Origin of the sequence: Xenorhabdus entomophaga, from assembly GCF_037996725.1 — a bacterium.
GTDB lineage: Bacteria > Pseudomonadota > Gammaproteobacteria > Enterobacterales > Enterobacteriaceae > Xenorhabdus > Xenorhabdus khoisanae.
Map to the genome: position 1 here is coordinate 1 of NZ_JBBMXH010000053.1, position 12752 is coordinate 12752.

Consider the following 12752-nt stretch of genomic DNA (forward strand, 5'->3'; position numbering starts at 1 on the left):
ATATGTGGCAGCTCATCAAAAGAGTTAAGATTTTCTTGAATGCCGCTTCAGCAAATAGTTGGAAAGGAATAGGAAATATGAAATTCTCATAATTATGAAAAGTTATATATATACAATCCTGCCACATTTTTATTTCTGTCATCAAAGTCTTGGTAACTCTCCCTAGTCTTGTATACAAATACCAGTAAGGTGTCTTCGCTCTGATAACCTGATGCAGCCAGCCCCAGCTGTTCATCTTTCGGCTTGCCGTCAGTGACGTCCATCACTTGCTTTGTAATATCGTAAGACCAGGGCGCACTCCAGCTGCCGTCATGACGTAAAAACGCCAGTTTCAGGGTAAAACGGTCAGAGGTTTTCACCGGATCAGTGCCATTTTCTGCCACTTCATCTTTTTCCACCCAGATCAGGTGCAGGCGCTCTCTGAATACGACTGGGCGCACCGCATCTCCGTATGGGCTGACCGCAGTATCAATCTTCGTCCACTCTTTCCAGGCATTGGCCGGTAGTTTACCCGCCTGCATCCGCGAGATATCCACGTTACGCCAGTAATATTCCGGCAGGTTCTCCCGCGTTTGGCCGACAAACCAGGTCAGTCCGGTGTCGCTGTTGACGTTATCGTGATAGGCACTGATGACTTTCAAATCGGCCACCGTTTCAAAGCGGGTCAGGTAGGTTTTAAACGCCTCTTCCACGGTGTCCCGACTGAGCTTACTCTGGCTGATGTTTTCGAGCAGTTCATCCATCATGCGGGTCTGCCCGATACGCTGGGTCGGGTCAATGTAGTTTTCCGGATAATAAACCAGCCGTGAAACCCCGCCCCAGGTGCTGTAACGGTTGTTCACCGCCCAGTCGGTAAAGAACTGACGGGTTGACACATCGGCCCGGGCATTCGGTTCTATCCGGTTCAGTGCCCGGTTGATGTAAAGTTGAATGCCGGCAATCGCCTCTGCCAGCCGGGTGGTTTTCACCTGAGCGGAGACCTGGTTATCCAGCAGCAGCCAGCTGTAGAGTTGGTCGCGGTCAGTGACCCAAACAGGCGTTACATTTTTAATCGCGTAGGCACTGACGGCGCTGCTGAGCGCCTCATCCACCGCGGCCTGCAACTGTCTTATCTGCCGGCTGCTGAGACCGCTCTGGAGTGTATGACTGATGGCCACCCAGTCACTGTATGCCGGCTGTTGAGACGGGCCGGTGTATTTCAGGCTCATCAGTGTCGCGACGCCCGCCGGCGTGATGCCCAGGGTGGTGGCGATATCCACCCACTGCAGTGTGACGTTGATGGCTACCCAGCTGCTGAAGATGGCAGCCTTGCTGTCATGTTGAGCCAGCCCCTGAATGACCATTTGCTCATCCAGCGTCATGGCCTGCGCCAGCTGCGCCGGCGTCAGGGTGCCGTTAGCCAACGCTGACAGTATCTCCGTGGCGGATGCCCCGCACCGCTGCAGCCAGTGGTGGAAGCACGCCAGCATACGGATGGTGGCGATATCATGCGGGAGACTATTCCTGTCAGGGCGGACTTTTTCTGGTTGCATGACGGCCAGTGAAATTTCCCCCGCGGTCAGCCTAAGACTGCGAACAACCAGCGCCAGCTGCCCCATCACCTGACAGAAGGTGACCAGCTGGGTGGTTTCATCAGACGTCAGCGAGGCTTTGTTGACCAGCGTCAGGAACTCGTTTACCGTCAGTCCCTGCGGTTTCAGCTGGTCCAGCCACTGCAGAACGGCCGTCGCCAGCTCAGCAGAATCCAGCTGGGTTGCGGCGGAAACGAAGGGCGCGGCGGCACGGATAAGCGCGGCCTCAGTCAGCTGACTGAGGTTCCGGCTGGCCAGCCCGTCTCGTAGTGTGGTGACCAGGTTCTCGATATCCGGCGACAGTGCAGTGCTGTAACGGTCAGTGGCCATCAGGTACAGCTCGCTGACCGGCCAGCCCGGCGCCGTCAGCCACTGCGTGTACAAGGCGAGGAAACTGACCAGTTCACTCAGCGCTGCACCGGAAAGGCTGGCGATGCAGGTGGTGGCATAAGGGGACACAGACAACAGCATGCCCAGTTCGGTCACGCTCAGGCCATGCGTGTCGGCCAGCAGTTTTACCCGATACAGCAGTGACAGATTATCGAGGGTACAGGTGAAGTCGGGCGGCGCGCTGCTCCCCTGCGCCAGGGACCAAAGGGTGTATAATTCGGTCTCGTTGACCTGAAAGGCCCGCTTCATCACCCCCGTACGGAAGCTATCGGTTATGTCGGAGGGCTTCAGTTTCACCGAAGAGTTATCAGCATAAAACGGCTTATCGTTCAGCAGTGGCATATTGAACAGCCGGGTAAAGGCATCGGGCTGGCTGTCATGACTGGTCTGACTGAGAGCGCTGCCGGCCAGTACCAGGGCGGCAGACACGTCAATGCCGTAACGCTGCATATAATGCTGCACCCAGAACAGCTGACTCAGCACCTCATCGGTAATGGTCAGGTCATTATTGCTACTTTCAATAACGGGACGAATATCGGATGGAGGGATACCGGTTGCCTTATAAAGGCGGATTAGTTTGTTGAGTTTCAGCAAGTAAATATGAAAAGGATGCTTCAGGATGTCGATAGTATTACTGATCGCCCAACCAACCATATTATCATCCACAATGCTAACCTTAACTGGGAACGTCCCCCCGTCTACAGGGGCATTCCAGACAAACTCCCTGGCATAGTCTTTATTTTTCCTAAAATGCGTTTCTCCGTATTCGTGGGCTTTCAGATGAAGGTAAAACTTACCGAAGCCATCTATAATAATATTATACCTATCATCGTATGCTTTCTGGTTCACAACCAGCTTCCACTTATTGTCCCTTAGCGGATAGAGCTTCAGATAGTTAATCCTCGATGGATCCGACGTTACCCACCGAATCTTAATCATTTTATCGCTCATCAGGGTGAGCAGTTCATTACCTTCATATTCCGCATTTTCAAACGCCTCATCAGTCCACTCCGTGAAAACTTGGACGTCTTTATCGGTAAGGTCATAGTACCGACACAGTTGTTTTGGCTGACGCAGGATTTCCGGGGAAAGGGTGCCAAAACATTTTTCATACATCGCCTGAACAGCATCCTGATCTTTCGGGATCGCTTCTACCAGCATATCGTACAGTGTTGGCGAAATATTGGCTTTTATACCAAGCAACGAGGTGGTATCCATCCGAGCGGCGACGTCCGGATTGCGCTGGAAAGCCGCAAGCTCCTCATCCTGCAGCATAATGGCCTGACGGCTGGCCTCGTAAGGCAGATGAAAGGGCGTCGTCCCGGTCTGACGGTAGGTGGAGAGCATTTCCAGCACCCCGTCATAATTCTGGTTTTCCTGCGCCTGAATGTTATTCAGCAGCAGTTCGTTGGACAGGGATAAGGTGGACAGTTCGTCATCCATGTTCTGCTGACTCAGTGTCAGGTCAGCCAGATCCGGGCGGCGATTATCAAGGTGATAAGCCGAGTCTTTGAAATGCAAATCCTTTGCCTCCCGGTACAGCTCGGTGAGATAGCCGGCCGGTGAGAACATGGAGGCCACAGAGCCCGGATTTACAAAGGAAGAAGAGCGAGAACCAAACATTTCATCATAACTGCGTGAAAGGCTGTCTCGTTCAATACCCAGACGAATGGCACGGGATAATTGGGGGTTGGCGCGGGTGAAAACCCGTGCTTCCAGCAGACGATGATGTTTTCTTTGTTCAACCGCTTCACGATAGAGATAGTGGGCTTCCCCCCAGCTAAGCTGTTCTTCGAACATTTTTCTTAATTCGCTGAATGAGAAAGGCTGAAGGTCTGCGAGAGTCATTAATTGACCGTCGCGAGTTTGATTGATTCTGTTCAGTAACACATCTGTACTGTACATAATAACCTCAATTATTTTATAAAAAAGTGTCTTATAACTTCTAAGGGTTAATATCTTGTAAACTATTGTTCTATTTCCAAGCTAATTCTTTGCTTTATTTTAATCATATTAATTACCATGTTATTGCAAATAACAGAGTAGCTTGCCTGTTTTTACTGTTTTTTTGCTTTAAATCATTAAATTCTAATTTGGTTAGATAAATAACATCTTACAAACAAATAATGACTTAAAAATCCATACTCAAATATGAGGATTTTATTTCTTTTCAGAAAAAACAGAGTTTCAAATCCAGATTGAAATTAGATAATGGCATTATCTAATTCATCGTTTGATATTTCATATACTAAAAATTAGCAAGGTATAATAAAAAATTTCCGAGTGATCATTTTATGTCACACGTTGGGTAAATAACGTTGTATAATTATGATGCAATTAACCCGGTCATGTATTGAATAGTTAGACCATTCATTAAATGTAGTTTTCACGCTCAATAAACGTTCCTATCACTTTATCGTGTATTTCTTCAGATTTGGAATAGCCTATCGTTTTTCGACTCAGCCTTTTTATACAAATACGCAGGGTGAGATGGGTTCTTTCTATACGTTGGGTAAATTTCTTTCCCGTGAGGTGTTTTTCCTCAGGTAGGCAATCGTAAACAGCATAATCATCCGTACAGTAGAACTGAATGTTAAAAGGAGACAGGAGTGCCAGCCGTTTTTTCAGCGTGTTCCGGCTACGATCACCAAAAACATGTGCCACTGCCCGCTTCAGGTTGGGTTCCCAGGCATACCAGAGCCAACGCTGATTTCGCTTGTTATCGACAAATGACCACTGTGTCGTCTATTTCACCGATAATCTGAATATCACCCCCTGCAAGCGGCAGCGTAGTTATGTTTCTGGGAGTGCGTTTTTTAGTGTGCGAATGACCGTGTTAATGCCGACCTTCAGGACGCGAGCGGTATCCCTGACACCAGCGTTATTCATGGCCATAACAATAATCTGGTCTTTCATGCCGGGCTGACAGGCTTGATAAGTATAAGTCAGTTGAAAGGTTTTACGGCAAGCATAACAGTGATAACGCGGATGCCCAGTGCGCCCTTTTCCATGCCCTTTAACCTCTTCAGTTTTGTGACAGTACCGACAAACCACATCAACTTTAGCCATCTCTCATCCATAACAAAAAGTGGGGAGTTTATCATATTATCTAATCATTGGGAGCATGACCGCTATCTCTTACTATCATAGTGAATTTAATACGCTTTCAGTTTTGCTTATTTTTGTGCAATTATAGCTGAATATTGCTTCTCCGGTGATTCAGCATGCTGGAATACATTAAGTTAGCATGAGTTAAAATTGCAGTTGTAATAATGTAACATGCCACAATTTATATTACGATTCCACCTTAATCAGTGGAGTCTTCGGAAAATGCGGGCGGTTAAAATGATGTATATACCACCTGACGGAAGTTTATATCGGCGGAGGGGTCCAAAACACCTGAACGGCTATTATTGCACGTTGTATTTGTGGTGTGAATTGTGTAATTGCCAATATATTCCAGTGGTTATTTTTAAATATATCAATTCGTTGTGAGTTACTGGTTTTTCCTCCTAAATAATATAATGTATCTTGATAAGTATAAGAGAGATGTAAATGGGGCCACTCATCTGCCGGATTGTTACAGTTAGGTTTTGGTGAAAAAAACAGATCATTAGCTCCGTAGTTTGGCCCCCGCAACCAATTTCTCCCAAGTGCGGCTTCTTGATTAATAAAAATTAAAACTCTCGGTGAAAGATACATATACATAAAAACCTCTCTATATTCTGAATACTTCTAAGAAGCGCGGACAGTGACATTTTCTTGAACAGAAAGACGTATTCTGTGCCTCAACCCGCAAGATCACATCAAGATCTCACACTCTGCAAAGAGCCAGTACGGCGCGCAGGGCAAGATCACGAATGTTTTTTAGCCAAAAATGAAATGGGTTGCTTCGAATAAAGTACTGTGATCTTATACTCTCTTTTGAGAGTAAAAACCCAGACCATGTGCCTTGAGAACTTTACCCTACACTTTTCCTCGCTCCAAGACCCGCGCCAGAGTGCGAAAGTGGCTTACCCTTTATTTGACATCCTGTTTGCGTCACTGTGTGCCATGATTGCTGGCGCAGAAGGCTGGAGTGATATTCAGGAATATACCGAAAGGCATCATGATTGGTTTCTTAAACAAGGCATGTTCAAAGAAGGTGTCCCTGTTGATGATACGTTTGCCTGCCTTGGATACTTTGGCGCTATTTTCCCGACAGACTGGTAATTCCCTTTGAGTTGATAACTTCCGTTTTAGTGTTGCTGTTTTGTTAGGGTATCAAAAAGAACTTGCTGCTCATCGGTGAGCGAGGGTTTCTTTTGTGCCATTGTTCTATTCCTGACTTATTAACATTGAATAGCCCTCACTTAAGAAGTCTATACTGCCCTGACTTTGATATGACCTTTTTCACCACTGATAGCGACGCGTACTGGTTGGCCTAGTTCATGTTCAAACTTAGTTATCTCCGGTTCTTTAAAAAGAAAAAACCACCATGGGATGTGATGGCAAGGGTATTCCTGTAATCACTCAGGGAATGGACACAGAAATATTTACTTTAGTTTCAGGGGGTAATTAATTGTTAAGCATTATTCGCTTGTTATTGGGTGAAGATAGGTTTATTAGGTTGATCAGTCTCAGTCAGCGAAATAGGGTGAATAAAATGAAAAAATATCTTCTTCTTTGCCTGTTGGCAGGCACTACTCTTTTAGCTTCAATGCAAACTTATGCCTATTTTTGTGCACCTTTTATTCTACACCCCGTAGCATATATGACATGTTTAAGCCACTGCTCACTGGAGAACCCGGGAATAGGGAGTCGCCTGCTCTGTGCATAATAAAATCGAGCAGGAGACAGGATCGCTCCTGCCCAAACTTTATTCGGCCCCAACGGATTAAAGTTCCGGTTAAGGTGATGACAGGCCGTTGATATCGTTTTACCTTTGCGCGAAGCCCGATAGTGCTTCCGCTGCCTGACGGATAATCCCTGATAGTAAAGCCTTCTTTAAGATTTCCTTCCCCATTTTTAGCTGTTTGTTTTCTTTACGAAGCTGCAATAATTCCTGTCGCTCATTGAAGGTTCAAGCCCCGGGTTGAGACTGCTCAGCAGGGCGTTTCCGCCACGTATACAGCCCTATCTGAATGCCCTCCAAATAGGCATCCTATACAGGATTCAATAAATTGATGTCACAACCCAAAATCCCTCGCTATACCCACGCAATAGTTGCGTGATTTTTCTCTATTGCCATATTTATAGAAATTTTCACAAGAAAATCCAATAATTAATAATGCAAATCATATTGATAATCATTTCTATTTACAATATTGTAATGGCGTTTTCCTTCTCAGGAGCTCATACCTCTTCCTGATGAACGTTTTGTCAAATTGGAATTCCGGCGCCGCCTGTAAGCAGCACAAATTGATTAATTGTTATTAAATATTTTTATAAGGCAAATCAGACGGTGTTTGATTATGTTTAAGATAAGAAAAACTTGTGATGAAAATCATCGCCAGACGCACAGGGTTTGGGTTTCAGACGACACAGTTTCAACCCCCACGTTATCTGACGGGGCGTATGCAGCTAGCGATGGTGAAGAGATCATAAGGAATGCAGCCGCGAAGCTGAAAAGCGCATCCGTGCAGTTTAACGTCAACAATCTCATCATATCGCCTCCTGCTGCGGAAAAGAGGCGTGTTTCCACTGCTACGACCGCAGCATGTTCTCCACGGTCAGCTATAGCTGATAACACCTGGTATCCGGCACAGCTGGCGGCTCGCCCTCACGTTGCCGTCGGTATTTTTCTCCCCTCCGGAAGGGGAGAAAGGCTGGCCCCTACACCAACAAGAGGAACCTGATTTTGTCTGGTATCACCAATGACCTTTTTTCGTTGCAAGAAGATGACTTTATCTTTCTATCGCCCCACAAAAGCCTGCTCGCCCGGGGATGTCTCGCCACATTGACACATCCCGCCGCATCCGGACATCATGTCGAAGGCGAGTTCCAACAGAAGGTGCAACAGTTGCTTCGCCAGACTCAGCAGGCCGGAGTAGAAAATCCCGTTGTCGTAGGAGCTATTCCGTTTGACAAGCGCCAACCCTGTTCGTTGTTTATTCCACAGACCTGCTACTGGTTCGATCGCCACGCCTTTAACCTCTCCGACTCTCCGGTGCAGGTGAAGGGCCAGGCTCACTACATTCCAGATCACGATGCGTTTTGCACCATGGTGGAGAACGCCTTGAATCCGCTGCGCATCGGTGCACTGAATAAAGTGGTGCTGTCGCGCCTGCTACAGATTGAAAGCATCCCCCCGCTTAGCGCCCTGAACTTATGGCTACAGCTCAACAGACAGAATCCGGAGAGCTACAACTTTCACTTACCACTGGCGGATGGCATTCTGATTGGTGCTAGCCCTGAACTGCTGCTACGTAAAGAGGGAAATGTCCTGCGCTCCTGTCCTCTTGCCGGCTCAGCGCGGCGAGGCGACGATGATGCCAGTGACAGAAATGCCAGGGAAAAGCTGTTGGCCTCCGGAAAGGATCGCCATGAGCATTTAGTGGTCACGGAGGCTATCCGTCGCCAATTGACGGATCTCTGCTGCTCTCTGACGATCCCAGAACCCTCGCTGCTCAGCACGCCTACGCTCTGGCATCTCGCTACTGAGATTCAGGGTATAGTGTCCGATGATCGCGATAACGCACTGTCTCTTGCCTGCCTACTTCATCCCACGCCTGCATTATGTGGCGCTCCTTATACCTCATCCCGCAACCTGATCGGCGAGCTGGAGCCGTTCGACCGCGGCTGGTTTGGCGGTATTGTCGGCTGGTGTGACGCCCGCGGAGACGGGGAATGGGTTGTAGCGATCCGCTGCGGCAAAGTTCGGCCTCATAAAATTGAGTTATTCGCCGGCGCCGGCATTGTTCCGGACTCTGTTCCGGAAAACGAATGGCTGGAAACCCGCACCAAATTTAACACCATGCTGAGTGCACTGGGTTTTGCAACACAACAGGAGCAGACATTATGATTGAGTTCAACCGCTGGCCTCAGGATCTGGCTGAACGTTATCGCCTGAAAGGGTACTGGATTGATCGCCCGCTGAGCGAGATTCTCGATATTCACCGCGAGAACGATGCCGTGGCACTATTCTGCGGGGAGCAGTGCTGGAGCTATCGAGAGCTTAATGAAGCAGTAAACCGACTCGCCGCCTCCCTGCACCGACGCGGCGCGCGTCAGGGACAAACCGCGCTGGTGCAGCTTGGCAACGAGGCTGAGTTTTATATCGTCTTTTTTGCCTTACTGCGCTTGGGCGTCACGCCAGTTAACGCGCTTTATAGCCACCAGAGCAGCGAATTAACTGCGTATGCGCACCAGATTACACCAGAGATACTCATTGCCGATCGCCAGCATCGCCAGTTTCATGATGATGCTCTTATTGATCTTCTGGTAGCCAAGTACCCGGAACTGAATATAGTGGTGCTTCACCATGAGGATTCAGATTCGAACCGTTCGCTTTCATGCCTGATATCGGAAGAGCCGGGAGACTTCACGCCCACGCCAACACCAGCGGATGAGGTCGCATTTTTCCAGCTTTCCGGCGGCAGTACTGGCACCCCCAAGCTGATTCCACGCACCCACAACGACTACTATTACAGTATCCGCGCCAGCAATCCGATCTGCGACATCAGCAGTAAAACCCGATATCTCTGCGCACTGCCAGCCGCACACAACTATCCTATGAGTTCACCGGGCGCACTGGGCGTATTTTATGCAGGTGGTCAGGTCACCCTCGTTCCCGATCCAAGTCCGGACGGATGTTTTCCGGTCATAGCCCGTCATAAAATCAATATTGCCGCTCTGGTGCCACCTGCGGTCAGCATCTGGCTGGAATATGCCAATATCAGAGGTCACGCCAACGAACTCTCCAGTCTGAAAGTGATGCAGGTCGGCGGTGCCCCTCTGGGAGAAACGCTGGCCAGACGCATTCCAGAGGAGCTGGGCTGCCGGCTCCAACAGGTATTTGGTATGGCAGAAGGTCTGGTGAACTACACCCGGCTAGACGATGACGACGCGCATACCTTCACAACTCAGGGCTGCCCCATCAGTGAGGAGGATGAGGTATGGGTCGCAAACCGAGAAGGACTCCCGGTACCGCACGGAGAACCTGGATTGCTGATGACCCGAGGTCCATACACTTTTCGAGGCTATTACCGAAGCCCAGAACATAACCAGACGGTGTTCGACAGTAACGGGTTTTATTGTTCTGGCGACGTGGTCATTCAGCTTCCCGACGGATATCTGAAAGTAGTTGGACGTGAGAAGGATCAAATAAATCGTGGCGGCGAAAAAATTGCCGCTGAAGAAGTTGAACACCTGTTGCTGCGCCATCCTGCGGTAGTGTACGCCGCATTGATTGCTATTCCTGACAGTCTAATGGGCGAGAAAACCTGCGCCTATGTGGTAACGCGCGAACGCGAATCCGTGAAACCAGCCGTGCTGCGTCGCTGGCTACGTGAACAGGGTATAGCTGACTACAAGATCCCCGATCGTTTTGAAAGTCTACCTGAGCTGCCGCTCACTCCGGTAGGAAAAATCAACAAACAGGCGTTACGTGCACTTGCCAGCGCCACCTTAAAAAATTGAGGAAATACGCCATGAGCATTCCTAAACTTCAGGACTATATCCTGCCCGATGAAACCGCCTTACCTGCAAATAAAGTCGACTGGAGGTTGGAGCCACAGCGTGCCGCTCTGTTGATTCACGATATGCAGGAATATTTCCTCAACTTCTGGGGGGAAGAGAGCAAGATGATTCAGCAGGTTATCGATAACATAGTTACTCTGCGCGCATGTTGCCATGAGCTCGGTATTCCAGTGTATTACACAGCTCAGCCGAGCCAACAGAACGACGTCGATCGGGCGCTACTGAATGATATGTGGGGGCCCGGCCTGAACCGCTATCCAGAACAGCAAAAAATCGCGGCAGCACTGTCCCCCGGACTGAAGGACACTGTATTAACGAAGTGGCGCTACAGCGCGTTTCAGCGCTCTGACTTGGAAACCTATCTGCAAGAATGTAAGCGCGACCAGCTTATGATCTGCGGCGTGTACGCCCATATCGGCTGCCTAACCACTGCCACCGATGCCTTTATGCGCGACATACAGGCTTTTATTATAAGCGATGCGCTGGCAGATTTCAGTCTGGAAGAGCATATGATGGCGCTCCGCTATACTGCGGGCCGTTCCGGACGCGTATTGAGTACCTCTATGGCGCTGTCGGAACTCGCTCCTCCCGCAGCAGAACGTAGATGGGATCGCGAACGTCTGTTTGCCATACTGCAACCCGCTCTGGACGAAGATGCACACGACATTGATGATGACGAAAACCTGCTTGATTACGGCTTAGACTCACTACGCACAATGTCCTTCGTCTCAAAGTGCCGTCAGGAAGGGTACGAAATTGATTTTATCACGCTGATGAAACAACCAACGTTGCGAAACTGGCTCGCACTGCTGAACGGCAATCTGGAAGAGAAATGAACGGATTCAAGGGAAAAACCGTCTGGGTAACGGGTGCAGGGAGCGGTATTGGCTCCCGAACAGCCCTCCGTTTTCACGAGGCAGGAGCCAGAGTTTTTGGATTCGATCTGAAATTTCCTGATTCAATGCCGTTTGAAACGCTCATTCTGGATGTCAGCGATGCCCATGCGGTGCAAGAAACCTGCCCTCCATTGCTGAAGGCAAATGGGTTGGATGTGCTGGTTAACGGTGCGGGAATTCTGCGCCTCGGCTCCGCAGAAACGTTAAGCCGTGAAGACTGGGAAAGCTCAATCAACGTTAATGCAGGCGCAGCATTCAATCTGTTTAAAATCCTCATTCCACACTTCCAGCGTCAACGCAGTGGCAATATCGTCTCGATAGCCTCCAACGCAGCTCACGTGCCGCGCGTTAATATGGCAGTTTATTGCGCGTCTAAGGCTGCGATGCGTAGCCTGTGCCTGAGTGTGGGGTTGGAACTGGCGCCTTTTGGGGTACGATGTAACATTGTTTCACCCGGTTCCACACTGACTCCAATGCTGGAGGGAATGCTCAACGATGATGATATGGCACATCAGCGTCTGATCAACGGCCTTACCGAACAATTTAAACTTGGCATTCCACTCGGGAAAATCGCACAGCCCGACGAAATAGCCAACGTCATTTTGTTTTTGGCCTCCGACCAAGCAAGCCACATAACGTTGCAAGATATTGTCATTGATGGGGGCGCTACACTCGGTGCCTGATAAACCGAATGTTTAAATCTGTTTACCTGTATGCCACTATAAAAAACGGAAAGACTATAATTCCATGGAATGGGTCACTATTAAAAATTTAAACCAAAAACGAGTTAAAGGAAAGGGGTATAACATGAGCCATATTGCAGCATTGAGAAAAGTCAATAATTTAAAGCAAGAGTTTGATTTAATAGAAAAAATATGGTCACCGAAGGTGATAGCTGAAACAAACGAATATAAGATAATCATATTGCTCGCTGAGGGTGATTTTCTATGGCACACACATGAAGATGAAGACAAGGTATTTATGGTTATTGAAGGCGAACTCCGTATAGATTTTAAAAATGATCACGTAATAATAAAGCAAGGTGAGTTTTTTGTGGTACCTAAAGGGGAAGAAAGTAAGCCTTCGTCCAAGGAATTAACCAAGCTGCTATTAATAGAACCATATATAGTCGCGAATTCAGGCCAATAAATTATTAATAAAAATTGTCAGGTCGTGAATTCAGATAATAAGTGCCACGCGTGATTTGAGATGGAAA

At 48.5% G+C, this 12752-nt stretch carries 8 protein-coding genes and 2 pseudogenes; 6 read left to right on the forward strand and 4 right to left on the reverse strand.

All coding sequences use genetic code 11. The annotated features are described in order from the left end of the window. Positions 1–92: 92 nt before the first annotated feature. The 3 genes and pseudogenes from AAC854_RS12270 to AAC854_RS12280 all read right to left on the reverse strand — a co-directional run bounded on the left by AAC854_RS12270 (position 93) and on the right by AAC854_RS12280 (position 5669). Entirely contained in the window at positions 93–3866 is a 3774-nt protein-coding gene (locus tag AAC854_RS12270; RefSeq protein WP_340617340.1) for a neuraminidase-like domain-containing protein, read from the reverse strand. 468 nt (positions 3867–4334) lie between these two features. Further along, a pseudogene (locus AAC854_RS12275) lies at positions 4335–5030 on the reverse strand (IS1 family transposase). A 303-nt stretch (positions 5031–5333) separates the two neighbouring features. Further along, complete coding sequence (locus AAC854_RS12280) at positions 5334–5669, reverse strand: hypothetical protein (protein ID WP_340617341.1); 336 nt, start codon at positions 5667–5669, stop codon at positions 5334–5336. 237 nt (positions 5670–5906) lie between these two features. Between AAC854_RS12280 and AAC854_RS12285 the strand changes: the two are divergent. Then, a pseudogene (locus tag AAC854_RS12285) lies at positions 5907–6137 on the forward strand (transposase family protein); the annotation flags it as partial. 1309 nt (positions 6138–7446) lie between these two features. Here AAC854_RS12285 and AAC854_RS12290 read toward each other — a convergent pair. Continuing rightward, positions 7447–7692 (reverse strand): hypothetical protein, encoded by a 246-nt coding sequence (locus AAC854_RS12290; protein ID WP_340617342.1) that lies wholly within the window; start codon positions 7690–7692, stop codon positions 7447–7449. A 108-nt stretch (positions 7693–7800) separates the two neighbouring features. Between AAC854_RS12290 and AAC854_RS12295 the strand changes: the two genes are divergently transcribed. The 5 genes from AAC854_RS12295 (at position 7801) to AAC854_RS12315 (ending at position 12685) form a co-directional block, all read left to right on the forward strand. Then, complete coding sequence (locus AAC854_RS12295; protein WP_340617343.1) at positions 7801–8964, forward strand: isochorismate synthase; 1164 nt, start codon at positions 7801–7803, stop codon at positions 8962–8964. Further along, positions 8958–10580: a (2,3-dihydroxybenzoyl)adenylate synthase gene (locus AAC854_RS12300; protein ID WP_340617356.1), complete on the forward strand. Its 1623-nt coding sequence runs from the start codon at positions 8958–8960 to the stop codon at positions 10578–10580. Before AAC854_RS12295 ends, AAC854_RS12300 begins: the two co-directional genes overlap by 7 nt. 11 nt (positions 10581–10591) lie before the next feature. After that, positions 10592–11476 (forward strand): isochorismatase family protein, encoded by an 885-nt coding sequence (locus tag AAC854_RS12305; protein WP_340617344.1) that lies wholly within the window; start codon positions 10592–10594, stop codon positions 11474–11476. Continuing rightward, positions 11473–12219, forward strand: a complete 747-nt coding sequence (gene dhbA / locus AAC854_RS12310) for a 2,3-dihydro-2,3-dihydroxybenzoate dehydrogenase (protein ID WP_340617345.1) — start codon at positions 11473–11475, stop codon at positions 12217–12219. The genes AAC854_RS12305 and dhbA overlap by 4 nt, the downstream gene beginning before the upstream one ends. 124 nt (positions 12220–12343) lie before the next feature. After that, positions 12344–12685: a cupin domain-containing protein gene (locus AAC854_RS12315; RefSeq protein ID WP_340617346.1), complete on the forward strand. Its 342-nt coding sequence runs from the start codon at positions 12344–12346 to the stop codon at positions 12683–12685. Positions 12686–12752: the final 67 nt, after the last annotated feature.